Origin of the sequence: Devosia sp., assembly GCF_024707125.1 — a bacterium.
Lineage (GTDB): Bacteria > Pseudomonadota > Alphaproteobacteria > Rhizobiales > Devosiaceae > Devosia.
Genome location: NZ_JANQAH010000002.1, coordinates 33,082 through 58,787, shown reverse-complemented (window position 1 = coordinate 58,787; position 25,706 = coordinate 33,082). Strand labels below are relative to the sequence as shown.

The following is a 25,706-nucleotide window of genomic DNA, read 5'->3' as shown; positions in this document are numbered from 1 at the left end:
AGAGATCCCCGCTTTCGCGGGGATGACATCGAGCTTTTGAGGCGGGTGTGGCCGTCAGAACGGCGGCGCAAAGCTCTCGGGCGCCTTCTTCTGCTTGAAGGGCGCCATGCCTTCGCGGGCCAGTTCGTCGGCGCGTTCGTTAAGTTCGTCGCCGGCGTGGCCCTTGACCCAGTGCCAGGAAATCTGGTGGCGCTTGGTGGCTTCGTCGAGCGCCTGCCAGAGTTCGACATTTTTCACCGGCTTCTTGTCGGCTGTTTTCCAGCCGTTTTTCTTCCAGCCGTGAATCCAGCTCTGGACGCCGTTCTTCACATATTGGCTGTCGGTGTGAAGTTCGACCGCGCAGGGGCGGGAGAGGGCGTTGAGCGCCTCGATGGCGGCGGTCAGCTCCATCTTGTTGTTCGTGGTCAGCGCCTCGCCGCCCTTGAGCTCCTTGCGGTGCTGGCCGAACTGCAAAATGGCGCCCCAGCCGCCGGGGCCGGGATTGCCCGAACAGGCGCCGTCGGTGTGGATGATGACGGAAGTGCTCATGCGCTTGGCCCCCGGCGCAGGATGTAGAACTGATGCGGCATGTCGGCCACGTTTCCCTGATGTGTCTCGATCATGCCGATCTTTTCAAGCACGCGCCGCGAGGCAGCGTTTTGCATATGGGCAAAACCGATGAAATGGTTTTCGGGGCGATTGGCGAAGAACCAGTTGCGGAGGCCCAGCGCGATCTCGCTGGCATAGCCCTGGTTCCAGTGCTCTGGGGCCAGCGAATAGCCGATTTCCGGCTCGCCTTCGAAGGGCGAAAAGCCGGCGCGCCCGATAAAGGCGCCGTCGCTCTTTCGCTCGATGGCAAACTTGCCGATGCCGTGATCGGCATATTCGAGGCGCCAGCCGGCGATACGCTCGACGGCCTTGGCTCTGTCATAGACGCGGCCCTGCGCATCGAGATAGCGCGCGACCTCGGGATTGGCATGCATGGCCCAGAGCGGATCGACAAGGTCGTCGCGCCAGGGCACGAGCCGCAGCCGGTCAGTCTCCAGCGCGTGGAGTGGGATCATCGCCCCGAGGCCACTTCGAGATTGCGCAGCACTTTGGGGATGTTGAAGGCGATGTTTTCTTCGGCCGTGGTCTTGGTCTCGACCGCAACGTCATAACGTGCGGCAAAGGCGTCGATCACTTCTTCGACGAGGCTTTCCGGCGCCGAGGCACCGGCGCTGACGCCGAGGGACTTGATATCGCCATAGAGCGACCAGTCGATTTCGCTGGCGCGGTCGACGAGGGTCGCGACCTTGCAGCCGCTGCGGAGGGCCACTTCGACAAGGCGCTGCGAATTGGACGAATGCGGCGAACCGACAACGATCATCGCGTCCACCAGCGGCGCCACGGCCTTGATCGATTCCTGGCGATTGGTGGTGGCGTAGCAGATGTCTTCCTTGTGCGGTCCGTTGATGGACGGGAAGCGCGCACGCAGCGCCGCGACGATTTCGCGCGTGTCATCGACGCTGAGCGTTGTCTGCGTCACGAAAGCGAGCGTCTCGGGTTTTTTGGGCGTGAAGACATTGGCGTCGGCCACGGTCTCGATGAGCGTGACGGCGCCTTCGGGCAACTGGCCCATCGTGCCGATCACTTCGGGGTGACCGGCATGACCAATAAGAACGATTTCGTGGCCTTCGTCGAAGTGGCGCGAGGCTTCCACATGCACCTTGCTCACGAGCGGGCAGGTGGCATCGAGGAAGAACATATTTCGCGATTTGGCATCGGCCGGCACGCTTTTGGGCACGCCATGGGCCGAAAACACCACCGGGGCTTCGGTCTCGGGGATCTCGTCGAGCTCTTCGACAAAGACCGCGCCCTTGGCCTTAAGCCCTTCCACCACGTATTTATTATGCACGATGGCATGGCGCACATAGACGGGAGCGCCGTATTTCTGCAGCGCCAGCTCCACGATCTGGATGGCGCGATCGACGCCTGCGCAGAATCCGCGCGGCGCGCATAACAGAATGTCGAGGTGTGGCCGTTTTTCCATGAGAGATCAGATGCTTTCCGCTTCGGGCCAAGTCAAGTGCTGTTGCAGCCGCACCGAAGCCTGAGGCAGTATGAGGTCACAATGATGTCAGGGACGGTTTTACGGTGAGTCTTGCGCAGGAAATGTTTGCGATTGCCCCTGCCGAGGGGAAGGCAAACCTCACCGCCGCCCAATTGAAGCTGCTGGCCGGCAAGGCCCGCTGGATTTTCCGCGTCGGCGAGGCCGGTTTTCCGACGGTTCCGACCATCGCGATCACGCGTGCCGCCTGGGAGGCACTGCAGGCCGAGCGGACCCGGCTCGATGCGCGACTGCGGACCCATTGGATCGCTTGCCTCTTCAAGCTCGTGGCCAAGGATGGCAAGGCGCCCATGCTAGTTGTGCGCACGTCGGCCGCCAGCCACAATAGCGGGTTGCAGCCGGCGCGCACCGGCATAGCCGCGCCGACGGCGCCCGAGGATTCCGTCGACCCGACAAGGCCGCTGGCCAAGGCCATCAAGCAGGCCTTTGAAAGCTATGGTTTTTCGCAGGGTGGTTGGGCGAATTTCCGCGGCGAAGATGACCGCGCCCGGCAGATCGTGCTGATTCAGGCGACGGCAGAGGGTGAGCTTGAGCAGTTTCTGACCCGCAATGCGGCGACGGGCGCGTTGGGGCCGGCGCCGCTCAACGGTGCTGCTTTGCCGCGCCTGCCCGAATCCATCGGCTCGCTGATTTCGCTGCTCGATGCCAAGGCCGGGCGGCACATGGCCTGCCTCGTCGCCATCCATCGCGGCAAGGTGCAGTTCCTCTCGGCCCGGCCAGTGCAGGCTTCGGCTGCGGCGGAGCTCGAGGCGGCTGTCGATCGCGTGCAGAACAAGATCTGGTCGCCGCACCATGCCGTCAGCCGCGTCGATCCCAATCGCCTGCCGCAATTGCTGCATCCGCGCATCAAGTCGACCGAGGATGTCACCCCGATCGCTACGGGCCTTGGGGTTTCGCCCGGCGCGGCGAGCGGCATTATTACGTTCTCTGCCGAGGATGCGGCGCGGCTGCGCGCTCGCGGCAAGCACTGCATTCTGGTGGTCAACGAGACCGGGCCGGCCGACATCGAGGGCATGAAGGCGGCGACGGGCATTCTCACCGCCCGCGGCGGCATGACCAGCCATGCCGGTGTGATTGCGCGTATTACGGGCAAGCCTTGCGTCGCCGGCGTGCGCACGCTGTCGGTTGATACGGTGGAGATGGTTTGCCGCATCGGTTCGCGCGAGCTGCGGCCGGGCGATCGGCTCACCATCGATGGCAGCGATGGTTCGGTCTATCTCGGCACGCTGCCGCTGGCCCAGCCCCATATTGGCGGCAATATCGGCACGCTGCTCGGCTGGTCCGATGCCAGCCGGTCGATTGCCGTTCGTACCAATGTGGAAACGGTTGAGTCCGCTGCCACCGCCTTGAGCTTCGGTGCGGAGGGCATTGGCCTCGCGCGGTCCGAGCACATGTTCTTCTCGCCCGAGCGCCTCGTGGCTTTGCGACGCATGATCCTCTCCGAAGACGAGGAGGCGCGCAGCCTTGCAGTGAATGGCCTCGTTGATTTCCAGACCGGCGACTATTCGGCGCTGTTCTCGGTGATGGGGGGGCTGCCGGTGACGGTGCGGCTCTTTGATCCGCCGCTGCATGAATTCTTGCCTCGTAACGATGAAGAGATCGAGGAAACGGCGGCGTCGCTTGGCGTGGCGGTACGGGCGCTGCGCCTGCGGCTTGAGCGCATTGCCGAGGTGAACCCGATGCTTGGGCATCGCGGTGTGCGTTTGGCCATCACCTATCCCGAAATCCTGCAGATGCAGATGCAGGCGGTGATTGCCGGGGCGCGGGAGGCCAGTGAGCGGCTGAACAAGCCGATCCCGGTGGAAGTGATGGTTCCCTTCGTGTCGACGGCCAGCGAGGTCGCCTGGGTGCGCGAACGCACCATGGCCATCGTCGCCAATTCGGGCCTCTTGAAATCGGAAAAGGTGAAATTCTCATTCGGGACGATGATCGAACTGCCGCGCGCTTGCCTTCGGGCCGGGGATATTGCCGGCATGGTCGATTTCATCTCCTTCGGGACGAACGATCTGACGCAGACGACCTTTGGCATTTCGCGCGACGATGCGCCGACCTTCCTCACTGTCTATCAGCGCAAGGGCATTTATGAGCGCGACCCTTTCGTCACCATCGACGAGAAGGGCGTGGGCGAGATGATCTCCATTGCCATCCAGCGGGGCAGGGCGGCCAATCCACGGCTGAAGATCGGCATTTGCGGGGAGCATGCAGGCGATCCGGTATCGCTGAAATTCTTCTCGGGGCTTGGGGTCGACTATGTCAGCTGTGCGCCCTACCGCGTGCCGGTGGCGCGGCTGACGCTGGCGCAAGCGGCAACCTGACGCGCCACACTTTTCCATGAAGCCATTTTAATCGCGGGCATTGGTCACGATATAAGAACGTGACAAAAGACTAGCGAGACTAATGGGGGGATAATGCTGGTGATTGGGATCAGGGGTTTCGCGACGCTGACTATGCTTGGCGCCATGTTTGCGGCCCCGGCCTTTGCTCAGTCCGGGGCGCAATGCGCTGCCATCGGCGGCGATAGCGAGCGTCTTGCCTGTTATGACGCGATCTTTCGCGATGGCGCCGGGGCGACCGAGGCGCTGAGCGTGAGCTTTGAGTCCGAACAACTTATCCCGGCGCGGCCGAGCGGGCGGCAGCCTGCGACGATGACCATTGCCTGCGAGGCGGGGAACCTCAGCGTGGCCTTTGCCTATGCGGGAAACACGATGTCGGCGCTGGGGCGCGATGCGGGGATTACCCTGCAGGTCGATCTGCAATCGCCGCGCAGCCGCACGCTGCTGGTCAATGCCAGCAATACGGCGCTGGTGATCGACAAGACCGCCGACACACTGGCTTTTCTCGATATGCTGGCAGGGGCGCAGAACCTGACGACGCGGGTGACGCCAGTCAATTCCCGGTCCTTGTCCGTGCGCTTCAGTCTTGCCGGTGTGCTTGAACAGGTGGAGCCAGTGCGAGCCGCCTGTACATAGGTACTGCGACAAATCCGCCAATCACATTTCTGCCCTCTGATGGCCGCGCTTTGACCCTTTGCGCGCCCGTTTACCTATTTACTCGGCGCTAACCTTAATCAGAGATCATCACGATCGTCGGCATTTTAGCGTCACTTTTGCCGGTCTTGTTCGTGTTGCGTAGCGTTGAGTTGAGTAGAGTTTATGGCCCATCCACACCGGCCGGTCGTGCGTCAGCACGCGGCTAGAGCGGTTCGCCGGGGATTGCCCGTCGCCAGGACGATGGCGTTGGGCGTTGTTGCGTCCCTTGCTTACGCAGGCCTTGCCGGCGGCGCCTTTGGCCCGTCCGCTGATCTGCCCCAGACACAAACTGCAAAGCCCAACCTTGCCCTTGCGAGCCTGAGCTATTCCGGCGCCGATCCGGTCATCACCGGTTCTGTCGACCATCTGTTTGATTCAATTAGCTTTACCGGCCCCAATCGGTCCGAAAAGACCGATCGCTACAAGCCGGTCGTCGATGTCGTTGCCTTCTCGAAGAATTTTGAGGAAGCCCGCGTCCGCATTGCTTCGTTGCGCGATCCGGCGGGCGATCCGAATGTGCTCGGCCAGTCGCGCATTGCAGAGCTTGAAGACGCGCCCGAAGAAGTGGGCCCGCGCATGTCGGTGGCGTCAATCGACCCGGCGACTGCCGCGGCGCTCGACGCCATTGCCGGTATCGCGCCGCAGACCGCCTCGCTGACGCCGACCGATCCGATCCCCGCCATGGCCTCGGAACAGCTGGCCTATGCCCGCGCCAATGCGCCGGTAACCGGGGCCTATTCGACGACGGCACCGGTTGAGGTTTCGGACCGCGAAAAATGGTGCCTGGCGACCGCTATCTATTTTGAGGCCCGTGGCGAGGCCTATCGCGGCCAGGTTGCCGTGGCGCAAGTGGTGATGAACCGGGTGAAGGATCATCGCTATCCCGATACCATTTGCGGCGTGGTGTTCCAGAACCAGAACAAGCGCAACGCTTGCCAGTTCTCCTTCGCTTGCGACGGTATTCCGGAAGTGATCAGCGAGCGTGAGCCCTGGGTCCAGGCCGAGGACATTGCCGACCGCTATCTCAATGGCGAACTCTATCTGACCGAAGTGGGCACTGCCACGCACTACCACGCGACCTATGTGCGCCCCACCTGGGCCCCGCGCATGGAAAAGGTGACCCAGATCGGGCTGCACGTCTTCTACAAGTTCAAGCGCGGTTGGCTATTTGGTTAGCAATACCAATAGCTTGCGGTCGAGATGCAGGTGGAAGTCCGCGTCTCGCCGCGATGCGTCTTGTAGCTGGAAATCGAGACGTAGGAATTGCCGCTAGAGGTCTTGAGGCGGGTCCACTGGCCGTTGTTCCAGCTTGAAAAGCTGAAATTATTCCGTGGGTTATCGGGTTCGATGACGCCGGGATACTGCACATGGGCCGAGTCGATCCCGTCACTCGAATAGGTGCCGGTGGACGTGCGCTTGATGGTGACATAGCTCACCCGCCCGGCCTCGATCTTCTTGATCATCTGCGTGTCGAGCGGGTCGGTGGACACCCAATCCTCGTAACGAACGCCATTCTCCTCGTCGAGGATGAGCAGCTTGCTCGGATCGAAGCCATCGGCGCTGGCGGGGGCGAGGGACAGCACGAGCGCGGCTGTGATCAGGCTCAAAAGCGAGGGCAGGGTCGGCAGGTTCATGGCAGGCGTCCCATTCTGATCCAGTGCGAGCGCACACTATTAACGGATCAGTAACCATGCACACGCGACGAAGCGACCCTTTCCTTAAGCCTTGGTTAATTCTGACACGGGTTCAGGGGGCGGGGATAAGTTCTGCGATGGCCTCGAAAGTGGCGATGAAGCGATCATGCGCTTCACGCGTCGGCCAGGGCTGGATCAGGCGGTCGAACTGCTCGATTTCGAAAGCCGCAACGCCCGGTTCGCCAAAGAATTTTATGGCTTCCGCGGGTTCGAAGCCGGCAAGGCTGGTGGCCTCGAAATAGGCCGCTTCCTGGTCGGCTTTTTTCATCTGTTTTTTCAGGGGGACAGATTGGGTCGCGGGCAGCGAGAAGCGCAGATAGATCGCTGAAAGCAGGCGGTTTTCGACGTCCTTGTAGTTTCCGCCCATCGCCGTCTTGAAGGGGGAAATGATGTCGCCCATGACATATTCGGGCGCGTCGTGGAGGAGCGTCTGGAGAAGGTGCGCGGGCGCGGCCTCGGGGTTCGAGGCGCGGAAGAGTTCGAGCACGAGGACGGAGTGCTGCGCGACGGAAAAGGGATAATCGCCAATGGTTTGGCCATTCCAGCGCGCAACGCGGGCCAAACCGTGGGCGATGTCGGACAGCTCCACATCGACCGGCGAGGGGTCAAGAATATCGAGACGGCGACCCGACAGCATGCGCTGCCAGGCACGTGAGCTTGTGCGGGCCATAGGGGTCGAGTTCGTTAGCAGACTGTTGGCGGTGACACTAACAGATGCGTCCGATTCGAGAAGGAATGGTGAAAGGGTGAGGGAGGTCTGGGTGTTTCCACCAGTACATCCAGTCAAACCGACACCCCCTCCCAGCCTCCCCCGTCAAGGGGGAGGTGCTGCATCGAGTTTTGGCACGGATCACGCCTTGTCCACTGAACCGGCACCCTCCCCTTGCGGGGAGGGTTGGGGAGGGGGATGTGCGGCAGGAAGCTACTCGGCGTCTTCGGTGACGGCTTCGCCGAACTGATACGTCGCCCAGGTGGGGAGGGCGAGGGTGACGGGTTTGCCATCCACCGTGGCAGCGGCGATGTCGGTGATGCGGTCGAGGCGGAGGATGGCCATGGCTTTGCCGTCGACGACCTGGCCGATCGTGCCGGCTTCGCGGCCCCCGGCGATGACGGGGGTGCCGGTGGGCGCGTCGATGCCGGAGACGATGACGGGGCGGCGGCGGGCGGTGCCGCGGTGTTTCATGCGGCTGACGACTTCCTGGCCGACATAGCAGCCTTTGACGAAGTCGATGCCGTCGAGGATGTCCATGCCGATGTCATGGGCAAAGGTGTCGTTGGCGGGGAAGTCGTTGCCTTGGTGCAGGATGCCATTGGCAATGCGGGCGGCGTGATAGGCGGCGTCGTCGCTGGACCAGTCGGTCGTGGCTTCGACGGGCGCAATAATGCGAAAACCGAGGGCGACGGGGCCGCGGCGGTCCTTGTGGGAGAGGTCGGAGGCTTCGGTCGCAAAACCCAGGCGGTGGGTTTCGCGGAGATCGTCGATCTCGACCTTGGCGCGGAGGCGGTACATGCGCATGCGCTTGAAGAAATCGTCGGCAACGGACTGGTGGACGTCGAGCCAGAGCGCGTCTTCTGCCCAACCGGCGAGGCCTTCGGCGAGAATCTTGCCCTGTGGGGAGAGGAGAGCCCAAAGGCTCGCGGGTTCTTCGGGGGAGGTGGGCATGACGCCGGTCACGACATCATTGATGAGGCGATGCGCTTCGGGACCGGAGAAGCGAAAAACAACGCGGTCGTTGCGCAGATGAATGGTCATGATGCCTTGCCTCACGGAGTTTTCCTCCGCTAAACCAGCCCTGAACCGGAACCAGCGGAGACCGCAGACATGGCGCAGTACGACACGATTTTCAAGAACGCCACGGTGGTCAATCACGATGGCGAAGGTCTCGCCGATATTGCGGTGAAGGGCGGCAAGATCGTTGCGCTCGGCACGATCACGGGCGATGCGGCCGAGGTTGTTGATTGCAAGGGCCTGCATATCCTGCCCGGTGTGATCGATACGCAGGTGCATTTCCGCGAGCCGGGCCTGACGCACAAGGAAGACCTGGAGACGGGTTCGCTCGGCGCGGTCATGGGCGGGGTGACAGGCGTGTTCGAAATGCCCAATACCAATCCGCTGACGACGACCCGCGAAACGTTTGAAGCCAAGATCGCGGCGGGCACCAATCGCATGCATTGCGATTTTGCCTTTTACATCGGCGGCACGCACGAGAATGTCGGCGAGCTGGCTGTGCTCGAAAAGCTGCCGGGCTGTGCGGGCGTAAAGGTGTTTATGGGCTCGTCCACCGGCTCGCTGCTGGTGCAGGACGATGCGGGTGTGGAGGCAATCCTGCGCGCGATTTCGCGCCGCGCCGCTTTTCACTCGGAAGACGAATATATGCTCGAAGAGCGCAAGCATCTGCGCGTGCCGGGCGATCCGTCGAGCCATCCGGTCTGGCGCTCGCCCGAAGTGGCGATGAGTTGCACGACCCGGCTGGTCAATCTGGCGCGCAAGACCGGCAAGCGCATCCATGTGCTGCATATCTCGACCAAGGAAGAGATCGTCTATCTCGCCGACCACAAGGACGTGGCCTCGGTGGAAGTGACCCCGCACCATTTGACGCTGGACGAGACGGCTTACACGCGGCTCGGGACCTATGCGCAGATGAACCCGCCGGTGCGCGACAAGATCCATCGGGAAGGCATCTGGAAGGGTGTCGAAAATGGGGTGGCCGATATTCTCGGCTCCGACCATGCGCCGCATACGCGCGAGGAAAAGGACCATGCTTATCCCGCCAGCCACTCGGGCATGACCGGCGTGCAGACGCTGGTGCCGACCATGCTGGACCATGTGAATGCGGGCAAGCTGAGCCTGCAGCGCTTTGTCGATATGACGAGCCATGGGCCGAACCGGCTGTTTGGCATTGCCGGCAAGGGGCGGATTGCGGTCGGCTATGATGCCGACCTCACCATTGTCGACATGAAGCGGCGCGAGACCATCACCAATGAGTGGATCAAGAGCCGCGCCGGCTGGACGCCCTATGATGGGGTTGAGGTGACCGGTTGGCCGGTGGGCACGATTGTGCGTGGGCACAAGGTGATGTGGCAGGGCGAGCTGACGACGCCGAGCAAGGGGCAGCCGATGCGGTTTCTTGAGGCGCTGCCGGCCCAAGCGTGACAAGGACACGCCCGCCCCCCTCCTGGAGGGAAGGGTTCACTGCTTCGTGGCTCTCCTTCACCCCACCCTCATTCCCTCCCCATCAAGGGGAGGGAGGCGCTTGCCTCAATGACACGGCTCTTTCGTCTCCCTCCCCCTTGTGGGAAGGGATCAAGGGTGGGGGCGGCTCAATCCCCCGCGACAAAGGCTGTCCATTCGCCGGTGTTACTAATGAAGACGCGCCAATAGTACCAGGCCTGCAATTCCTGCAGTTCGGTGAGCTGGTCGGCATCGAGCAGGCGATAGGCGTCGACGGTTTGCTCGGGCGTCAGTGTCGCCAGGTCGAGCTCGGCGAGATAGGGCCAGACATAATAGGTCGTGCCTTCTCCATCGGGGAAATAGGCATAGGGCTGGTCGAGAAGGTCGAGCAGGAGGCCGAGAATCTGGTGGCCTTTCTCGTCTTCGGAAGTGCCCTTGAGATAGGCGACGGCGTCGTCGGGGCCGCCATAGCTGACCGTGGGCGGGTGCTCCTGGGCTTCCATGATCGGGCGCAGGGCTTCGATATCGCCGGAGCGGGCCGCCGCGATAAGGGCTTCGCGCTTGGCGCGGACGGGTTCGGGAAGCAGGGAGAGATCGGAACTGATCTCCGGCACCGGCCAGACTTCAGCATCCTGGGCAAGAGCGGGCGTCGCGAAAAGGGCGACGGCGGCAAGGGCGAAAAAGACGGTGCATGGCAATCTCCTCGGCCCCATTGAGAGGGATCGGGAGATTTTAGGCAAGCGGTCTCGTTACTGGAGAATGCGCTCGAGATTGTATTCGCCGGTGCGGATACGGTCGGGCAGCTGCGCGATGAGCTCGGCGGTCGCTTCATCGCCATGCATGCGCACGAAAGTGGCGAGCGCGGCAAAGAGCGAAGCATGGGCGAGGGCTGCGGTTTCGAGCCCGTCTTCCTCGGCTTCGTTCCAGGCTTCGGCCAGGTATTCGAGCGCAATCTGACGCTCGGCCTGACCCTGTTCAAACGGGCCCTGGCCAGATGCCGACGAGAAAATTGACTTGGTGGTGCTCATGCATGATCCCGTAGCACGCACCCCGTCCATTGGCGCGGCAGAAGTAAGCCGAAGGTTAACGGGAGGTAGGCAATTGCAGCTTTTTCCCGCCCCGCCTATTCGGCAAAGCGCGTATGGATGGCGCGGGCGAGCTGCTGGGCTTCAAAGAGCAGGCGGCTCAGCGCCTCGCGCGAGGCAGGGGTGCAATGGCGGTGGAGCCGCGAAAAGCCGGTATAGCCGGTGTTGAAGGCCCCGGCGAGGCGCTGGCGGCGGTCTTCGTCGGGCTCGTCGAGCGAGATCAGCTCGGCCATCTGGGCGCGCCAGTCTTCGGTGCCGGTTTTGCACAGCGGCTGCAGATAGTAGAGGCTGCCCATGACCTCGGCGAGCCGCTCCATCTGCCGCTGATAGGGCGGGTCGATGGCGAAGGACGGCACGACGGCGCAGAGCACCATGACAAGGCTGATGACGGGGCGGAGGAAAGCGCGCATGCGGCCTCTTACCAGTTTTGGCCCAGAACCTTGAAGCACTCTTTGATCACGTCATCGAGGCGGGACGTGGTGCGGAGCGCGATCAGCATGCCGGGATCGACCCATTTGTGGTCCGAGATTTCGTCGGACGGTTTTACCGTGCCGACATAGTCGGTCGTGGTGAAGACGGCGAGGCGATAGGTGCCGTCGCGGCCAAGCTCCTGGGTGATGACGTGGCGCGGATTGCGCACGGTGAGGCCAAGCTCTTCCTGCACCTCGCGAATGGCGCATTGCTCGACGGTTTCAGTCGGCTCCATGCGGCCACCCGGAAAGGTCCAGAGATTCTGGTATGGCGCGAAGGCGCGCTTAATAAGCAGGATTTTGCCGTGGCGTACGATGCCGACACTGGCGGCGTTAGGTTGGTCGGTCATGGCCGGAGCTGGTTTGCGATTCGTCACTCGAGGCCATAAGTGTACCTCAAAGAGTTTCAATTCCCCCTTTCATTCCCGACAAAGGCTGGGGGAGGTCGCGATCGAGCGAGAAAAATATGTGCGGACGCTATGCGGTGACCCTGCCGCCCGAAATGATGGCGCAGCTTTTTCAGCTGCTGAACACGCTGCCGATGATGCCGCGGTACAATGTGGCGCCGACCCAGCCGGTCGCGGCCATCTGGGAAGAGGGCGGGCGGCGCGAGGGGCATTTTGCGCGCTGGGGGCTGGTGCCGCGCTGGGTAAAGGACCCGCGCGAATTTCCGCTGCTGATCAATGCGCGGGCCGAGAGCATGCGGGAAAAGCCGGCTTTTCGCGATGCGCTGAAGCATGGGCGCTGCGTGGTGCCGGCGAGCGGTTATTATGAATGGCACACCGGGCCAGACAAGAAAAAGCGCCCCTATTACATCACGCGCGCTGACGGCGAGCCGATGGCGCTGGCAGGGCTTTATGTGACCTGGAGCGGGCCGGAGGGCGAGGAGGTCGATAGTGTTGCCACTATTACTGTGGCGGCCAATCGGCAGCTCTCGGTGGTGCACGATCGGATGCCGGCGATCTTGATGGGCCGGCAGCAGATCGATGATTGGCTGAATGTGCGCGAGGTTCGTGCCGAGGACGCGGCGCAGATGGCGCTGCCGCTTGAGGATGGGGTGTTGAAATTCCATCCGGTGTCGACGCGGGTCAATTCGGCGCGGGATGATGATCCCGGGTTGATCGTGGAAGTGACCGAGGAAAAGCCGGAGCCGGTGGTGGTGAAGGTGAAGAAGGCTGCCGGCGGTGGTGGCGGGCAGATGGATTTGTTTTAGGACGATCGCACAGACACCACGATCGTCATTGCCGGGCTTGTCCCGGCAATCCACCTCGCCTCCGCATGGACTACCGGGACGAGCCCGGTAGTGACGATGGAGGGGATGTGGTCGGGTTCGATCGGAAGCGGCGTCTGACCTACATTATCTCGAAATAACCCAATGCATCGCCCATGGCTTCTTCTTCCCAGCCCAGGTGGGAGAGCAGCACGCGTTCGAGCGCGTGGTAGATTTCGCGCGCGTCGTTAAAGCGGGTTTCGCTCGGCTCCGCCGCGAGGTCGTTGAGGGCGGCGACGAGACGTTCGAGCAATTCGTGGACGACGATGTGCTCGGCCGTGAGGCGGTCGGCGATGGCCTTGAAGGCGGGGCCTTGCTGGCCGAGCACGGGGAAGAGGTGGTGGTCCTCGATCGTGTGGTGGGTATTCACGATGCCGCAGTGCTGGCCGCAGAGATTACCAAAGCGCCGATAGTTGGCGACCATGGCCATGTTGTCCGTCTCGGCGGCGATGTCGGCCAGAGTGGCCTGACGGGCATTGGCGCGCTCGATGAGTTTTCCCAGCGTGACCATGTTGTCGCGCAGGTGATCGTGGATCATGCGCAGGTGATGGCCGGGCGCGCGCTGGGCCGCGGTGAGGTTTTCCAGAACGGGAACGGGCGGACGCGTGGCGTCGTCGAGGAATTTGATGTCGAGCAGCATGGCGGAGAGATGGGGCAGGGAGAGGCTCGGCGCAAGAACGCACATTGGGGGTACTGGGTAACATGGGGACTCGCGCAGGATGTCATTCCCGCGAAAGCGGGAATCCCTCTGGTACAAGATGAGATCCCCGCTTTCGCGGGGATGACGCGGTGAGAGAGGGAAGGCGCTACCCGAGCATCTTCCCGGGATTGAGAATCCCATTGGGATCGAGCGCGGTCTTGATGGCGCGCATCATTTCCAGCGCGACCGGGTCTTTCACATGCTTGAGGAGGTCCGTCTTCAGCTGCCCGATGCCGTGTTCGGCTGAGACGGAGCCGCCGAGCTTCAGCACGACTTCGTAGATCACCTCGTGCAAGGCTTCGTCATATTGCGCCATAAAGGCCTTGGAGTCCGCCCCGGCGGGCTGGGAAAAGTTGAAGTGGATATTGCCGTCGCCCATGTGGCCGAAGGGGACGGGGCGGATGCCGGGGGAGAGGCGTTCGGCGGCAGCTGAGCCTTCGGCGATGAGGGCCGGGACGGCGGCGATGGGGACCGAGACGTCGTGCTTGATGGAAGCGCCTTCCTTGGACTGGCACTCGCTCATCTGCTCGCGGAACGCCCACATGCGGGTGCGGTCGGCGAGGGATTCGGCGATGACTGCGTCGGAGATGAGGGACTTTTCGAAGGTCGCTTCGAGGGCGGATTGCAGGGCGCCGGGTTCGGTGCCGGCCATGCGGGTGACTTCGATCAGCGCGTACCAGGGGAGGGGCTGGCGGTGGGGTCGGCGTCGAGCATGCCGTGGCGGAGCTGGAAATCGAGGCCGATATGGGGGATCAGCTCGAAGGCATTGAGGCGGCTGCCGAGGCGCTGGCGCATCAACTGGAAAACCTCGAGCGCGGCTTCGGGAGAGGCGACGTTGACGAGGGCGGTTTCGTGATCCTCGGGGAGCGGGAAGATTTTGAGGGTCGCGGCGGTGATGATGCCAAGGGTGCCTTCGGCGCCGACGAGCAGGTCTTTGAGGTCGTAGCCGGTATTGTCTTTTTTGAGCGCGTTCAGGCCCTGATAGAGCCTGCCGTCGGCGAGCACGGCTTCGACGCCCATGGTGAGTTCGCGGGCGTTGCCATAGGCGAGGACGTTGACGCCACCGGCGTTTGACGAGAGCACGCCGCCGATGCGGGCGGAGCCTTGCGAGGCGAGCCAGAGCGGGAACATGGCGCCTTGGGCTTCGGCTGATTTGTGGGCGTTTTCGAGAATGACGCCGGCTTCGGCGGTCATGACGCCGGCGGCGGTGTCGACCGAGCGCATGCGATCGAGGCGGGCGAGGCTGACGATGACTTCGGTGCCGAAGAGCGGAACCTGGGCGCCGACAAGGCCGGTATTGCCGCCCTGGGGAATGAGGCCGATACGGTTTGCATTGGCCCAGCGGACGACGGCCTGGAGCGCTTCGACGCTGGGCGGGGTGACGACGGCGGCGGCGGTCTTGTGGAAGCGCTTTCGGGGTTCGTTGAGCCAGGCGCTCATTTTGCTCGTGTCGCTGATGACGGCATCGGCGCCGACGATGGCGGCAAGGGCGGAGGCGATTTCGGCTGATGAAAGCGGCATGGGAACCTCGAAACGGCAGGTGGCACTCATGTGCCACAAGCGAGGGGGCGGTTCCAGATCAAGGCTTTCGGACATGGCAGCTTTCCGCCTTTGCCCTCTGGTATCGCAAGCGAAAATGGTTAGGGTGGCCGCGTCCATTCCTCTTAGCTGAAGGTCGCGCCCGGTCGGCGCGTTTATGCCCATGACTGCCCACGATTGGCCGGATTTCTATTTCGCTCGCCACGGCGAAACCGACTGGAACCGCGAACAGCGCTATCAGGGCAGCAAGGATATTCCGCTTAACCGCAAGGGGCAGATGCAGGCGGATGCCAATGGCATTCTGCTGCGCGAGATGCTGCAGCGCGAGGGTGTTGATCCCACGTCGCTCAATTGGTTCGCCTCGCCGCTGAGCCGGGCTTCGGAGACCATGGACCGCATGCGCGCGGCCTTTGACGTGGAACTGCCGCCGGTGATCCACGACAAGCGGCTGATCGAAATTTCCTTCGGAGCTTTTGAGGGCAGGCTGCATGCCGAGATCGCGCGCGAACAGGCCGCTTTTGCGCCGGGCGAGCGGGACGAGAGCTATTGGCATTTCCGGCCGCAGGACGGCGAGAATTATGATGACGTGGCGGTGCGCCTGCTCGATTTTGCGCGGGAGCTTACTCACCACGCGGTGGTCGTTGCTCATGGCGGCGTGCTGCGGGTGCTCTGGCATCTGGTGGAAGGCACCTCGCGCAAAGAGGTGATGAACTGGCCGCCTCCGCAGGGCGTCATTGCCCATTTCGTCGGCGGCAAGATGGCGCTGCACAAGGCGAAAAACACTTGGGATGCGCCGGTCGATTGACCTGACGCCTTCCGGTACCTAGAACCGCAGCCAACAAAGGGCGGCGCCATGTCTTTCAATACATTTGGGCATCTTTTCCGTTTCACCACCTGGGGTGAAAGCCATGGGCCGGCGCTTGGCGTGGTGGTCGATGGCTGCCCGCCGGGCATTATGCTGACGCCGGAAATCATCCAGCGCGATCTTGATCGGCGCAAGCCCGGGCAGAGCAAGTATACGACGCAGCGGCGCGAGGACGACGAGGTGAAAATCCTCTCGGGCGTGTTCGAGGACGAGCGCACCGATGGGCCGCGCACGACCGGGACGCCGATTTCGCTGCTGATCGAAAATACCGATCAGCGCTCCAAGGACTATTCGGAAATCCGCGACAAGTACCGTCCGGGACACGCTGATTTCACCTATGACCAGAAGTATGGCATTCGCGACTATCGCGGCGGTGGGCGCACTTCGGCGCGTGAAACGGCGGCGCGTGTGGCGGCCGGTGCGGTGGCGCGGCAGGTGCTGGCTGGGGTGACCATCCGCGCGAGCCTCGTGCAGGTTGGGCCGCACAAGATCGACTACAACAATTTTGACTGGGATCAGGTGGGCGAAAACCCGTTCTTCTGCGCCGATCCCAAGGCGGCTGAATTCTGGGCCGACTATCTCGATGGCATCCGCAAGGATGGCAATTCGGTGGGCGCGGTCATCGAGATCGTCGCTGAAGGCGTGCCGGCGGGCTGGGGGGCTCCGGTCTATGGCAAGCTGAGCGCGGACCTGGCTTCGGCCATGATGAGCATCAATGCGGTCAAGGCCGTGGAGATCGGTGATGGTTTTGGGGCGGCGGCGCTGACGGGCGTTGAAAATGCCGACCAGATGCGCGCGGGTGAGGGGCAGCCCTATTTCCTCTCCAATCATGCCGGCGGGATTTTGGGTGGGATTTCCAATGGCGACCCCATTGTGTGCCGCTTTGCGGTGAAGCCGACCTCGTCGATCATCACGCCGCGCCAGACGGTGACCACGGGCAATGAAGACGTCGATATCATCACCAAGGGGCGCCATGATCCTTGCGTGGGTATTCGCGCCGTACCGGTGGGCGAGGCGATGATGGCGTTGGTGCTGGCGGATCACATGCTGCGGCATCGTGGGCAGACCGGGCGCGAAGGCGCCGTGGGTTTCCAGCGGAACTAGGGCAATGACAGCCGCAGGCCGAAGAGGCCGCGGCTGACCTTTAGCGCGCCGCGTTCTTTCAGATATTCGACATGGGCGGCCATGGTCATCCTTGCGGCCAGGCGGATTCTTGCCGGCTGGGTCGGGTAGATCGCCCTCACCACAGCGCTGAGCGTTTTTGCGCCGTTGCCGACCGCGGCGAGGAGCTGGCCATTGCGCATGTGCCTGTGGACTTTAAGCGCTTCCGCATGGGCCGGGCCGTTGGCAATGGGGCCGCCATGGGCGGGGTGGTAGTGCCGGTAGGGCAGGGCGATGACTTTTTCGAGCGAGGCGAAATAATCGGCCATTGATCCGTCGGGCACAGCGACGAGGGTCGAGTTCCAGCCCATGACATGATCGCCGGATAACAAAATGTCGGCCTCGGGGAGGCCGAAGGCCAGGTGATTGGCGCAGTGGCCGGGTGTGGTGTGGACTATGACGGTCATATCGCCGGCGGTGATGGTTTCGCCATCGACGAGGGTGCGGTCGGGAATGAGATTCCAGTCGCAGGAGCGCTTGATTGGATTGCGCTCGAAGCGGCGGAGGGGGCGGGAGAGGCGGTGTCGCCCCCCGAACCAGAGCGGGACGACATAGCGCTGGGCGAGATCGGCCGCGGCGGCGCTGTGGTCGCGGTGGGTGTGGGTGAGGAGAATTGCGGTCAGGGGGCGGCCATCGATCGCGCGGTGGAGCGATTCGAGATGGGCTGCATCCTCGGGGCCGGGATCGACCACAGCCACCTTGTCTTTGCCAATGAGAAAACTGTTGGTGCCCGTGAAGGTGTAGGGCGAAGCGTTTGGCGCGGTGATGCGCGTAAGGCCTGGGGCCAGCGCGACGGCGGCACCGATCTCGGGGCGAAAGGCGGTATCGAAGGTGAGGGTGGAAAGCGGAGCCATTGCGCCAACAAAAATGACAGACTAGAACATGTCGACCGAACACGGCGCGCTCAGCAGCGCATCCGTGTCTTCTGCAAGAAAGGTATGAAATGGCCGTCACTTTGACCACGCCCAATACGCTGCTCGGCGCCTTCCAGCCCAAGTCCGATGCGGCAAAGCTCGCGACCAATCTCGCGACTGTGGTGCTCGGCACTCTGGTGATCACGATTGCTGCCAAGATCAACGTGCCGGTCTGGCCGGTTCCGGTGACCTTGCAGAGCCTTGCCATTGCCGCTCTTGCAGCTGCTTTCGGCGCGCGCATCGGCGTCGCGACCGTTGCTCTTTACCTGGCGCAGGGCGCCATGGGTCTTCCCGTTTTCGCCACCGGCGGCGGCCTTCCCTACCTGATGGGCCCGACCGGCGGCTTCCTCCTCGGCTTCCTCGTCATGGCCGGCATCATCGGCTTTGCCGCCGACCGCGGCGCTTCGGCCAAGCCGATGACGCTGTTCGGCGCCATGCTGGTTGGTGAAGCTGTGCTGCTGGCGCTGGGCTTTGCCTGGCTGCTGCTGCTCTCGGGCCAGGCACAGTGGATCGACCAGACCAATGTCGTGGCTTCGGCATGGGCCAAGGCCGTGCAGCCGTTCCTCGTCTGGGACGTGCTGAAGATGGCTCTGGCCGCACTGACCGTGACCGGCGCCTGGAACATTCTCGGCCGCAAGAGCTGAGCTTTTTTGCAGAGACGAATTTTAGGGCTGGCCTTCGGGCCGGCCCTTTTTCTTTGCGACTATTGGTGGTGCCAAGAGCAAACAAAAACCCCGACCTTCGGAAAGGCCGGGGTTGATTGGTCGGAGTAGAGTGATTCGAACACTCGACCCCCTGCTCCCGAAGCAGGTGCGCTACCAGGCTGCGCTATACTCCGTCAGGTGTCGCTCGGGATGCGCTGGCGGGCCAGTGCGATGCGCGACGTGGCGGGGTTATAGCTGGCGATGCCGGTGGGTTCAAGCGCTTCCCACAAGCTTTTCTTCGATATGATGACAGCAAGCGTAAAGCCCCGCGAAATGGCGGAAAACCGGGGCAATTATGCCCGCGCGCATAATACATGGGACTGGAAAAGTGCTCCCCGCCTCGCCTATTGCCGTGCATCGCGCTGTCCTTGGGGAAAAGAATGCTGCGTTTTGCTGGGGTCTTCATCTTCGTGCTCTTGGCGATTCATGGCGTCGCCGCCAAGGAGAAAACCACGAATGGGGCGGCGCAGCCGGTCGCGCTGAGCCCGGTCGACATGTCGGGGCCAAGCGGGGGCGCCTATTTTGCGCCGAAGGAGGAATCTTCGAGCGCCTCGCTGGCCTTCCACGCCGAAAGGGGGCTGCAGGCGGCCTTTGTCGGCTTTGGCGAGGGTAATCGCGATACGCTCTACTATGGGCTCTGCGCGGGTGGCGACTGTACCCAGGATGCAGCATGGAGCCGCGTGGCCCTGAAACTGCCACAGGCGGTCAAGGCGCAGCTGGCGCTGACGCCGGAGGGGGCGCCGCGCATTCTGGGGGCAGGATGGTCGCCAGAGGGGGGCAATGGCACGGACTACTACTATGCCGAGTGCAACGTCGATTGCCTCGATGAGGGCAATTGGCGGATCGGCAAGGTGGTGTCGACCGCCGACGGGATCATGTCCAATATCAGTCGCAACCGGCTGCCCGAGCGCACCTTTGCGCTCGATGAGAGCGGCAGGCCGCGCTTCATGGTGTCGGACAGCAATTATCTCGTCGAGCCCGATCACTATGGTGGCTTCTACATGGCCTGCGAGAGCGACTGCACCGCGGCGACAAGCTGGACCGAGACCAATCTCGCCAATCAGGTCGGCTACAATACCGAGAGCTTCAACTATCCGGTGCTGGCGCTGGGGCCCAACGGCAGTGCCAGGGTGATCGCGGGGGTCTATGCCTTCGATGAGGAGGGCAATGATCTGGAGGACGGGCTCTACTATTACGAATGTGATGGGGACTGTGAGCGCCGGGAGAACTGGAGCCGGACGCGGGTGATTTCGCAGGGGAGCGGATCCTATCCCAACCCCACCTGGAGCATGGACCTGACGGCGGACGGAAAACCGCGCGTCGCCCTGTTCACCGGCTATGGCGTCGACGTCGAAGGGCTCGATAGCCAACTGCTCTATATCTATTGCGACCAGGATTGCACCGGGGCCGAGGGCGAGAACTGGTCGGGCTATCCGCTGGGGCTTGGCGACAAGGTTGGCGAAAGCCCGGATATCGAGATCGATTCAAGCGGCATCCCGCATATTGCCTTCACGACGGACGGGTTCGAGCTCGGCTATGCCATGTGTACGGGTGATTGCGAAAATCCGGACAAGGCGAGCTGGGACGGCGATTTTGCCGAACGGTCGGAAACGGCGGCGGCGGATCGGCCCACGGCGCTGCCCTTTACCTGTGATGGCGAGGTGTGGAACGGCATGGAGCCGAGCCTGGCATTGATCGCCGACAAGCCGATGATCGCCTACGGCCTCTCGGTCGAGGCGCGCTGCCTCTACAAGGAGTTTGGCAAGCCCGAGATCACCTATGAGTTCCACGAAATCTGGCGTGGTTCGCGGGTGATCCGGCCCTAGAGGCGTGTCTTCAGGTCAGCGCTTTCTGGCGCGTTTCGGCGTCCACGAATGTGGCCGCCAGAGCGCCGAGGATGAGAAGCCCGGCGAAGAGGCCGATGGCGAGGGTAAAATTCTGCACGAAGACCAGGGCCATGACCGAGGGAGCGAAGAGGCCGCCGAGGCGGGCCATGGCGCCGGCCGCGCCCATGCCGGTGGCGCGTGACACGGTGGGGTAGAGCTCGGGCGTGAAGGCGTAGAGTGCGCCCCAGGTGCCGAGGAGCGCAAAGCTCATCAGGAGAATGGCTGCGCCGACGACATAGGCATCGCTGGCGAGGAGGAAGAGGATGCAGCCGGCGGCGCTGAGGAACAGGAAACTGATCAGGGTAGGCTTGCGGCCCATGGCTTCGACGCCCCAGGCAGCGAGGGCATAACCGGGGATCTGCGCGAGGGCGACGAGGACAAGGAAGCCATAGCCGCGCACATAGCCAAAACCGTCCTGGGCGAGGCGCGCCGGGAGCCAGGTGAAGATGCCGTAGTAGGAAATCGACACCAGGAACCAGACCAGGAGAATGGAAATCGTGCGGCGGCGGAGGGCCGGGGTGAAAATGCCCTGGATGGGTTCGACGACGGGGGCTTCGAAGACCGCATCGGGCGGCAGCTCGGCTTTGCCATTGGTGCGAAGAATGGTGTTGAGGACGGATTTGAGATCGTCCGGGCGATTGCGACGCTGGAGGTAGAGCGGGGATTCGGGGACCCAGAGGCGCAGCCAGATGCCGATCAGGGCGGGGAGGGCCGTGACGGCGAAAATCCAGCGCCAGGCGTCGGTCGTGACATAGAGGCTGGCGATCCAGGCGGCCAGCGCAACGGCCACGGTGCCGACGGCCCAAAAGCCTTCGAGAATGACGAGCCAGCGGCCGCGGTTTTTGGCGGGGAGGAACTCGGCCATCATCGCATAGTCGACGGGCAGGGTGCCGCCCACAGCGACGCCGGTGAGGAAGCGCAGCGCGAAGAGCACGAAGAGGTTGGGCGCGAAGACCGACAGCAGCCCGAAGACGGCGTCGCAGGCGACGGTGATGAGCAGCACGCGGCGGCGGCCGAAACGGTCGGCGAGGCGACCGAAGAGACTGGCGCCGATCAGCATGCCGAGGAAGAAGACCGTGCCGATCTGCAGGGCTTCGGGCACGGAAATGCCGAAGCTGGTGGCGATAGAGGCGCTGGTAAAGCCTACGGCGAGGACCTGCATGGCATCTGCGGCCCAGACGAGGCCGAAAATACCAAGGAGCCGCCGCTGGAAGCGGCCGGCGCCAGCCTCGTCCAAAACTCGATCAACCGAATAGGCCATGCTGATCCTCTCGCCCTTTAGGGCGGTGTACAGCCATGCGAGAGTCGAGAACAGCCCAAGGTGCCCGATATCGGTTCGGCAATTGGTCCTATTGGACCGCCTAGCCGCGGATGACCGCCAGATTGAACTGCGGGCCGCCGAATTTTTGCTCAAGGCTCATCCAGAGCGGGATCAGCTGTTCCATGGCACGGCAGGCGCCGAGATCGCCGAGGTCGATGATGTCCTGCCAACCAAAGTTTTCGAGCAGCGCCGTGACCTCGCGTTTTGCCGCCTCGTCGTTTGAGGCGATGAAGACGGCGTGCTTTTGCTGCAGATTGGCGGGGTCGACCATCAGATGGGCGCTGATGCTGTTGAGCGTCTTGACCACGCGCGTTTCGGGATGGGCCTTCTGGATGGCCTCGCCGAGGGGGATGGCGATCGGCTGGTCGACGGCGCTGTCGTAATTGCCGATATCGATGAGGATTTTTCCGGCGATATCGCATTGGCCGAGGACGCGCAGCGAGGTTTCGCCAGGCAGGGCATTGACGACCCACTCGCCATGGGCGGCGGCTTCGGTGGCAGTGCCGAGTTTTATGCCCGGGAAGTCGGCAGCCTTGTTTGCCGCGCTGCGCGAGCCCATCATGACGTCGTGGCCGAGCGAAGCGAGCTTGCGGGCAATGCCGCCGCCGACCTGGCCGCTGCCGAGTACTCCGATGCGCATGTTTTGGTTCCTCCCAGGCGCATGGTTGCGCAGCAAAACTGCAAAGGCAAGGCGCCAATTCTCCTCGCTGCAACGCCCCGGCGGGCCCGCTGTCCCCCGCGATAAAGGCCGTTGACAATCGTCATTGGTCGGTGAAAATTTGATCGTCTGGTCAAATTTATTGGCCGAAGGGAACGTGGGGACGGGACTATGGAATTCGGCATTACCTTCAAGGGGTTCATCGAAGCGGACCGGGCGCGCTATCTGGTGCGGGCGGCCGAGTATGCGGGCTTCGACTATTGCTGGTTCTATGACTCGCACATTCTCTGGCGCGATTGCTATGCGGCGATCGCCATGTGCATGGAGCACACGACCAAGCTTCGCTTCGGGCCGCTGGTGACCAATCCCGATGTGCGCGACTGGTCGGTGGCGGCTTCCATTTTTGGCTCGCTGAGCAAGCAGAGTGGCGGGCGGTTTGACCTGGCGGTGGGGCGCGGGGACTCGTCCATGCGTGTCATGGGCAAGAAGCCGGCGACGCTGGCGCGGGTGGCTGAGTTCATCGACAAGACCAAGGCCATGGTGCGTGGCGAGGAAGTTTCTTATGGCGAAATCCCCGCGCCGGTGAAATTTCCCTGGGCCGTGGGCCACGAAATGCCGAGCTGGATTGCTGCCTATGGTCCCCTGGCGCTGAAAACGGCGGGCGAGAGCGCCGATGGCGTGGTGCTGCAGATCGCCGATCCCGGCCTTTGCAAGTGGTTCACCGATCAGTGCATCGAAGCGGGCACGGCGGCGGGCAAGGACATGTCGAACTACCGTTCGATGGCGGCGGCGCCGGCCTATTTTGGCGACAAGAAGCGGGCCATCGAGAAGGTGAAGTGGTTCCCGGCCATGGTGGGCAATCATGTGGCCGACATTGTCGAAAAATATGGCTCGGAGAGCGGCAAGGTTCCGCAGAGCCTGACGAGCTATATCGAGAAGCGCCGGGGCTATGATTATTCCAAGCACGGGCAGGCGGATAATCCGTTCCTCGATTTCATCACCGATGATGTGGTGGAAAGTTTTTGCGTGCTGGGCGAGCCGGATGAGCATGTCGCCAAAATCCGCGAGCTCGAGGCGGCGGGCGTGACGCAGTTCAATATCTACCTCGATAGTGGCGATGAGGAAGAGATTATTGCCGGCTATGGGCGGCATGTGATCCCGGCGTTTCGCTGAGGGACGTCCCCTCCCACGGTGTCATTCCCGCGAAAGCGGGAATCTCTGACTGGGAGAGAGAGCCCCGCTTTCGCGGGGATGACGCGGTGGGTTGAAGGACGACACCGAGATAGTTGGGGCGTCCCGGGAGGAGATAAGCAGAATGCGCTTCGGGTATAAGGCTTCGGCGGAGCAGTTTGGGCCGAATAAGCTGCTGCAATTCGCCGTGGAGGCGGAAGAGGGCGGGTTCGACTCCGTTTTTGTCAGCGATCACTTTCAGCCCTGGAAGCATACGGATGGGCATGCGCCATTTGCGCCGGCCTGGATGGCGGCGGTGCTGGCCAAGACCGAGAGGATCGTGCTGGGCACATCGGTGCTGACGCCGACGTTTCGACTGCATCCTTCGGTGGTGGCGCATGCGTTCGGCACGCTGGGGGCGATGTTTCCGGGGCGCGTCATTTTGGGCGTCGGGACGGGCGAGGGGCTCAATGAAGTGCCAGCCACCGGCATTGAATGGCCGGAACTGAAGGAGCGGTCGGCGCGGTTGCGCGAGGCGATCAAGCTGATCCGGCAGCTTTGGAGCGAGGATCGGGTCAGTTTTGAGGGGCAGTACTACAAGACTGTCAATGCCACGATCTATGATCGGCCCGAGGAAATGGTGCCGATCTACATTGCGGCGGGCGGGCCGCTGAATGCGAAATTTGCCGGGCGCGAGGGGGATGGGTTCATCTGTACCTCGGGCAAGGGCGCATCGCTCTATGTCGATGAATTGCTGCCGAACGTGGCGATTGGCCGGGAGGAATCGGCGCGGGCGGGAAAGCCTTATGAGCGGATGATCGAGGTGAAGGTGTCGTTCGACACGGACGCTGCGCGGGCGCTGGAGGATACACGGAACTGGGCGGCCCTGTCGCTGTCGGCCGAGGAAAAGCACTCGGTGCAGGATGCCGAGGAGATGGAAAAGCTCGCCGAAGCCTTGCCGATCGAGCGCGTCGCAAAACGCTGGATCGTGTCGAGCGATCCCGAGGAGCATGTGGCTCAGATAAAGACCTATATCGACTATGGGTTTGACCATCTGGTGTTCCATGCGCCGGGCACGGACCAGAGCCGGTTCCTGGCGCTCTATGCCAAGGAAATCCTGCCGCGCCTTAAGGCGCTGGGGTGAGGAGAATAAGAGATGTCGGTGCCAACATTCAGCGTTTGGGGTGTGACCGGCATTCCGGAAATTGCCGAGGGCGATGATCTAGTGGCGCTGATCTCGGCGGCGATTGCGGGAATGGGGCCGGAACATGCGCTGGTTGATGGCGACGTTCTGGTGGTGACCAGCAAGATCGTTTCCAAGGCCGAGGGGCGACAGGTGCCGGCGGCGGATCGGGAAAAGGCGATCGCTGACGATACGGTTCGTGTTGTCGCCGAGCGCGTGCATCCGGGCGGGGTGACGCGGATCGTCGAGACGCGGCAGGGCATGATCATGGCCGCGGCGGGATTGGACATGTCCAATGTGCCGGAGGGCTTTGCGCTGAAACTGCCGGAAGACCCGGACCGGTCGGCGCGAGCGCTGTGCGAAGGGTTGCGGGCAAGGTTTGGCGTTCAGATCGGGATTGTAGTGACCGATACGGTTGGACGACCGTGGCGGGTGGGGCAGACGGACCTCGCCATTGGCGCGGCGGGGCTGCAACTGACGGACGATCTGCGCGGGGCAAATGACGCCAACGGGCGGCCGCTGCATGTGACCATGGCTGTGGTGGCCGATGAACTCGCCGGGGCGGCTGATCTCGTCAAAGGCAAGACATCAGGTATTCCGGTGGCGGTGGTCCGCGGGTTGGGGCGGCTGGTGCAGGGGCTCGATGCGCCGGGGGCGCGGAGTCTCGTGCGGACCGGCGACGACGATATGTTCCGCTTCGGTTCGGCCGAGGCTTACCGGCTCGGCTATGAGGCCGCGATGGCGGACATGAAAGATACTTCCAAGGCACGCCCCAAGGGGCAGAAGCAGGACTGAA

The 25,706-nt window shown here is 62.9% G+C and carries 28 protein-coding genes and 1 tRNA gene; 12 read left to right on the top strand and 17 right to left on the bottom strand.

Going from position 1 to position 25,706, the window contains the following annotated elements:
• Positions 1–54: 54 nt before the first annotated feature.
• Genes rnhA through ispH form a run of 3 tightly spaced genes read right to left on the bottom strand, consistent with a single transcriptional unit; the run spans position 55 to position 2,011 of the window.
• Positions 55–528 carry a ribonuclease HI gene (gene rnhA, locus NVV77_RS00810; protein WP_295409764.1) on the bottom strand — a complete coding sequence of 158 codons (474 nt, stop codon included), beginning with the start codon at positions 526–528 and terminating at the stop codon, positions 55–57.
• Positions 525–1,043: a GNAT family N-acetyltransferase gene (locus NVV77_RS00805; protein WP_295409763.1), complete on the bottom strand. Its 519-nt coding sequence runs from the start codon at positions 1,041–1,043 to the stop codon at positions 525–527. The genes rnhA and NVV77_RS00805 overlap by 4 nt, the downstream gene beginning before the upstream one ends.
• Positions 1,040–2,011 carry a 4-hydroxy-3-methylbut-2-enyl diphosphate reductase gene (gene ispH / locus NVV77_RS00800; protein WP_295409761.1) on the bottom strand — a complete coding sequence of 324 codons (972 nt, stop codon included), beginning with the start codon at positions 2,009–2,011 and terminating at the stop codon, positions 1,040–1,042. Before ispH ends, NVV77_RS00805 begins: the two co-directional genes overlap by 4 nt.
• A 104-nt stretch (positions 2,012–2,115) precedes the next feature.
• Between ispH and NVV77_RS00795 the strand changes: the two genes are divergently transcribed.
• From NVV77_RS00795 to NVV77_RS00785, 3 genes are all read left to right on the top strand, one after another.
• A complete protein-coding gene (locus NVV77_RS00795) occupies positions 2,116–4,404 on the top strand; it encodes a putative PEP-binding protein (protein WP_295409759.1) in 2,289 nt (762 codons plus the stop codon).
• Between the two features lie 93 nt (positions 4,405–4,497).
• Positions 4,498–5,058 (top strand): hypothetical protein, encoded by a 561-nt coding sequence (locus NVV77_RS00790; RefSeq protein WP_295409757.1) that lies wholly within the window; start codon positions 4,498–4,500, stop codon positions 5,056–5,058.
• A 267-nt stretch (positions 5,059–5,325) separates the two neighbouring features.
• Positions 5,326–6,294: a cell wall hydrolase gene (locus tag NVV77_RS00785; RefSeq protein WP_295409755.1), complete on the top strand. Its 969-nt coding sequence runs from the start codon at positions 5,326–5,328 to the stop codon at positions 6,292–6,294.
• Here the strand turns inward: NVV77_RS00785 and NVV77_RS00780 are convergent.
• The 3 genes from NVV77_RS00780 to NVV77_RS00770 form a co-directional block, all read right to left on the bottom strand.
• Positions 6,291–6,752, bottom strand: coding sequence for a hypothetical protein (locus NVV77_RS00780; RefSeq protein ID WP_295409752.1), 462 nt, complete (start codon positions 6,750–6,752; stop codon positions 6,291–6,293). The genes NVV77_RS00785 and NVV77_RS00780 overlap by 4 nt on opposite strands.
• Positions 6,753–6,864: 112 nt before the next feature.
• Positions 6,865–7,482, bottom strand: a complete 618-nt coding sequence (locus NVV77_RS00775; RefSeq protein ID WP_295409750.1) for an HD family hydrolase — start codon at positions 7,480–7,482, stop codon at positions 6,865–6,867.
• 252 nt (positions 7,483–7,734) lie between these two features.
• Positions 7,735–8,580 carry a folate-binding protein gene (locus tag NVV77_RS00770; protein WP_295409748.1) on the bottom strand — a complete coding sequence of 282 codons (846 nt, stop codon included), beginning with the start codon at positions 8,578–8,580 and terminating at the stop codon, positions 7,735–7,737.
• Positions 8,581–8,634: 54 nt separating this feature from the next.
• Between NVV77_RS00770 and NVV77_RS00765 the strand changes: the two genes are divergently transcribed.
• On the top strand, positions 8,635–9,966 hold the full coding sequence (locus tag NVV77_RS00765; protein ID WP_295409746.1) for a dihydroorotase: 1,332 nt from the start codon (positions 8,635–8,637) through the stop codon (positions 9,964–9,966).
• A gap of 167 nt (positions 9,967–10,133) precedes the next feature.
• Here the strand turns inward: NVV77_RS00765 and NVV77_RS00760 are convergent, their stop codons facing one another.
• The 4 genes from NVV77_RS00760 to NVV77_RS00745 form a co-directional block, all read right to left on the bottom strand.
• Positions 10,134–10,682: a hypothetical protein gene (locus NVV77_RS00760; protein ID WP_295409744.1), complete on the bottom strand. Its 549-nt coding sequence runs from the start codon at positions 10,680–10,682 to the stop codon at positions 10,134–10,136.
• A 51-nt stretch (positions 10,683–10,733) separates the two neighbouring features.
• Entirely contained in the window at positions 10,734–11,012 is a 279-nt protein-coding gene (locus NVV77_RS00755; protein ID WP_295409742.1) for a hypothetical protein, read from the bottom strand.
• 95 nt (positions 11,013–11,107) lie between these two features.
• Entirely contained in the window at positions 11,108–11,479 is a 372-nt protein-coding gene (locus NVV77_RS00750) for a TIGR02301 family protein (RefSeq protein ID WP_295409740.1), read from the bottom strand.
• A gap of 8 nt (positions 11,480–11,487) precedes the next feature.
• On the bottom strand, positions 11,488–11,889 hold the full coding sequence (locus NVV77_RS00745) for an NUDIX domain-containing protein (protein ID WP_295409738.1): 402 nt from the start codon (positions 11,887–11,889) through the stop codon (positions 11,488–11,490).
• Positions 11,890–12,005: 116 nt separating this feature from the next.
• Between NVV77_RS00745 and NVV77_RS00740 the strand changes: the two genes are divergently transcribed.
• The gene (locus tag NVV77_RS00740) at positions 12,006–12,752 is read left to right on the top strand and encodes an SOS response-associated peptidase (RefSeq protein WP_295409735.1); all 747 of its coding nucleotides are present in this window, start codon (positions 12,006–12,008) and stop codon (positions 12,750–12,752) included.
• Between the two features lie 139 nt (positions 12,753–12,891).
• Here NVV77_RS00740 and NVV77_RS00735 read toward each other — a convergent pair whose 3' ends face one another.
• The 3 genes from NVV77_RS00735 to NVV77_RS00725 form a co-directional block, all read right to left on the bottom strand.
• Positions 12,892–13,494: a hemerythrin domain-containing protein gene (locus NVV77_RS00735; protein WP_295409733.1), complete on the bottom strand. Its 603-nt coding sequence runs from the start codon at positions 13,492–13,494 to the stop codon at positions 12,892–12,894.
• 121 nt (positions 13,495–13,615) lie between these two features.
• Complete coding sequence (locus NVV77_RS00730; protein ID WP_295409731.1) at positions 13,616–14,161, bottom strand: FAD-binding oxidoreductase; 546 nt, start codon at positions 14,159–14,161, stop codon at positions 13,616–13,618.
• A 14-nt stretch (positions 14,162–14,175) separates the two neighbouring features.
• The gene (locus NVV77_RS00725) at positions 14,176–15,030 is read right to left on the bottom strand and encodes an FAD-binding oxidoreductase (protein ID WP_295409730.1); all 855 of its coding nucleotides are present in this window, start codon (positions 15,028–15,030) and stop codon (positions 14,176–14,178) included.
• A gap of 175 nt (positions 15,031–15,205) precedes the next feature.
• On the opposite strand from NVV77_RS00725, the gene NVV77_RS00720 reads away from it, so the two are divergent.
• Positions 15,206–15,853: a histidine phosphatase family protein gene (locus NVV77_RS00720; protein WP_295409728.1), complete on the top strand. Its 648-nt coding sequence runs from the start codon at positions 15,206–15,208 to the stop codon at positions 15,851–15,853.
• Positions 15,854–15,901: 48 nt separating this feature from the next.
• Complete coding sequence (aroC, locus tag NVV77_RS00715; protein WP_295409726.1) at positions 15,902–17,017, top strand: chorismate synthase; 1,116 nt, start codon at positions 15,902–15,904, stop codon at positions 17,015–17,017.
• On the opposite strand, the gene NVV77_RS00710 is transcribed toward aroC, so the two are convergent.
• Complete coding sequence (locus NVV77_RS00710) at positions 17,014–17,928, bottom strand: MBL fold metallo-hydrolase (RefSeq protein WP_295409724.1); 915 nt, start codon at positions 17,926–17,928, stop codon at positions 17,014–17,016. The genes aroC and NVV77_RS00710 overlap by 4 nt on opposite strands.
• Positions 17,929–18,017: 89 nt before the next feature.
• Here NVV77_RS00710 and NVV77_RS00705 point away from each other — a divergent pair, with 89 nt between their 5' ends.
• Positions 18,018–18,632, top strand: a complete 615-nt coding sequence (locus tag NVV77_RS00705; RefSeq protein WP_295409722.1) for a biotin transporter BioY — start codon at positions 18,018–18,020, stop codon at positions 18,630–18,632.
• Between the two features lie 117 nt (positions 18,633–18,749).
• On the opposite strand, the gene NVV77_RS00700 is transcribed toward NVV77_RS00705, so the two are convergent.
• Positions 18,750–18,826, bottom strand: a tRNA-Pro gene (locus NVV77_RS00700).
• Positions 18,827–19,072: 246 nt separating this feature from the next.
• Between NVV77_RS00700 and NVV77_RS00695 the strand changes: the two genes are divergently transcribed.
• A complete protein-coding gene (locus tag NVV77_RS00695) occupies positions 19,073–20,518 on the top strand; it encodes a hypothetical protein (RefSeq protein WP_295409720.1) in 1,446 nt (481 codons plus the stop codon).
• 10 nt (positions 20,519–20,528) lie between these two features.
• Here NVV77_RS00695 and NVV77_RS00690 read toward each other — a convergent pair whose 3' ends face one another.
• Positions 20,529–21,839, bottom strand: a complete 1,311-nt coding sequence (locus NVV77_RS00690; protein WP_295409718.1) for an MFS transporter — start codon at positions 21,837–21,839, stop codon at positions 20,529–20,531.
• A gap of 100 nt (positions 21,840–21,939) precedes the next feature.
• A complete protein-coding gene (locus NVV77_RS00685; RefSeq protein WP_295409715.1) occupies positions 21,940–22,539 on the bottom strand; it encodes an NAD(P)-binding domain-containing protein in 600 nt (199 codons plus the stop codon).
• Positions 22,540–22,728: 189 nt separating this feature from the next.
• On the opposite strand from NVV77_RS00685, the gene NVV77_RS00680 reads away from it, so the two are divergent.
• The 3 genes from NVV77_RS00680 (at position 22,729) to cofE (ending at position 25,705) form a co-directional block, all read left to right on the top strand.
• Complete coding sequence (locus tag NVV77_RS00680) at positions 22,729–23,730, top strand: TIGR03842 family LLM class F420-dependent oxidoreductase (protein ID WP_295409713.1); 1,002 nt, start codon at positions 22,729–22,731, stop codon at positions 23,728–23,730.
• A 142-nt stretch (positions 23,731–23,872) separates the two neighbouring features.
• Complete coding sequence (gene fgd / locus NVV77_RS00675; RefSeq protein ID WP_295409711.1) at positions 23,873–24,871, top strand: glucose-6-phosphate dehydrogenase (coenzyme-F420); 999 nt, start codon at positions 23,873–23,875, stop codon at positions 24,869–24,871.
• A 12-nt stretch (positions 24,872–24,883) separates the two neighbouring features.
• Complete coding sequence (gene cofE, locus NVV77_RS00670) at positions 24,884–25,705, top strand: coenzyme F420-0:L-glutamate ligase (protein WP_295409709.1); 822 nt, start codon at positions 24,884–24,886, stop codon at positions 25,703–25,705.
• Position 25,706: the final 1 nt, after the last annotated feature.

What these genes read in the sequence shown, in the direction of transcription:
- rnhA (WP_295409764.1), bottom strand. Translation starts at nt 528, where the DNA reads ATGAGCACTTCCGTCATCATCCACACCGACGGCGCCTGTTCGGGCAAT.
- NVV77_RS00805 (WP_295409763.1), bottom strand. Translation starts at nt 1,043, where the DNA reads ATGATCCCACTCCACGCGCTGGAGACTGACCGGCTGCGGCTCGTGCCC.
- ispH (WP_295409761.1), bottom strand. Translation starts at nt 2,011, where the DNA reads ATGGAAAAACGGCCACACCTCGACATTCTGTTATGCGCGCCGCGCGGA.
- NVV77_RS00790 (WP_295409757.1), top strand. Translation starts at nt 4,498, where the DNA reads ATGCTGGTGATTGGGATCAGGGGTTTCGCGACGCTGACTATGCTTGGC.
- NVV77_RS00780 (WP_295409752.1), bottom strand. Translation starts at nt 6,752, where the DNA reads ATGAACCTGCCGACCCTGCCCTCGCTTTTGAGCCTGATCACAGCCGCG.
- NVV77_RS00775 (WP_295409750.1), bottom strand. Translation starts at nt 7,482, where the DNA reads ATGGCCCGCACAAGCTCACGTGCCTGGCAGCGCATGCTGTCGGGTCGC.
- NVV77_RS00765 (WP_295409746.1), top strand. Translation starts at nt 8,635, where the DNA reads ATGGCGCAGTACGACACGATTTTCAAGAACGCCACGGTGGTCAATCAC.
- NVV77_RS00755 (WP_295409742.1), bottom strand. Translation starts at nt 11,012, where the DNA reads ATGAGCACCACCAAGTCAATTTTCTCGTCGGCATCTGGCCAGGGCCCG.
- NVV77_RS00750 (WP_295409740.1), bottom strand. Translation starts at nt 11,479, where the DNA reads ATGCGCGCTTTCCTCCGCCCCGTCATCAGCCTTGTCATGGTGCTCTGC.
- NVV77_RS00745 (WP_295409738.1), bottom strand. Translation starts at nt 11,889, where the DNA reads ATGACCGACCAACCTAACGCCGCCAGTGTCGGCATCGTACGCCACGGC.
- NVV77_RS00740 (WP_295409735.1), top strand. Translation starts at nt 12,006, where the DNA reads ATGTGCGGACGCTATGCGGTGACCCTGCCGCCCGAAATGATGGCGCAG.
- NVV77_RS00735 (WP_295409733.1), bottom strand. Translation starts at nt 13,494, where the DNA reads ATGTGCGTTCTTGCGCCGAGCCTCTCCCTGCCCCATCTCTCCGCCATG.
- NVV77_RS00730 (WP_295409731.1), bottom strand. Translation starts at nt 14,161, where the DNA reads ATGGCCGGCACCGAACCCGGCGCCCTGCAATCCGCCCTCGAAGCGACC.
- NVV77_RS00725 (WP_295409730.1), bottom strand. Translation starts at nt 15,030, where the DNA reads ATGCCGCTTTCATCAGCCGAAATCGCCTCCGCCCTTGCCGCCATCGTC.
- NVV77_RS00720 (WP_295409728.1), top strand. Translation starts at nt 15,206, where the DNA reads ATGCCCATGACTGCCCACGATTGGCCGGATTTCTATTTCGCTCGCCAC.
- aroC (WP_295409726.1), top strand. Translation starts at nt 15,902, where the DNA reads ATGTCTTTCAATACATTTGGGCATCTTTTCCGTTTCACCACCTGGGGT.
- NVV77_RS00710 (WP_295409724.1), bottom strand. Translation starts at nt 17,928, where the DNA reads ATGGCTCCGCTTTCCACCCTCACCTTCGATACCGCCTTTCGCCCCGAG.
- NVV77_RS00705 (WP_295409722.1), top strand. Translation starts at nt 18,018, where the DNA reads ATGGCCGTCACTTTGACCACGCCCAATACGCTGCTCGGCGCCTTCCAG.
- NVV77_RS00695 (WP_295409720.1), top strand. Translation starts at nt 19,073, where the DNA reads ATGCTGCGTTTTGCTGGGGTCTTCATCTTCGTGCTCTTGGCGATTCAT.
- NVV77_RS00690 (WP_295409718.1), bottom strand. Translation starts at nt 21,839, where the DNA reads ATGGCCTATTCGGTTGATCGAGTTTTGGACGAGGCTGGCGCCGGCCGC.
- NVV77_RS00685 (WP_295409715.1), bottom strand. Translation starts at nt 22,539, where the DNA reads ATGCGCATCGGAGTACTCGGCAGCGGCCAGGTCGGCGGCGGCATTGCC.
- NVV77_RS00680 (WP_295409713.1), top strand. Translation starts at nt 22,729, where the DNA reads ATGGAATTCGGCATTACCTTCAAGGGGTTCATCGAAGCGGACCGGGCG.
- fgd (WP_295409711.1), top strand. Translation starts at nt 23,873, where the DNA reads ATGCGCTTCGGGTATAAGGCTTCGGCGGAGCAGTTTGGGCCGAATAAG.
- cofE (WP_295409709.1), top strand. Translation starts at nt 24,884, where the DNA reads ATGTCGGTGCCAACATTCAGCGTTTGGGGTGTGACCGGCATTCCGGAA.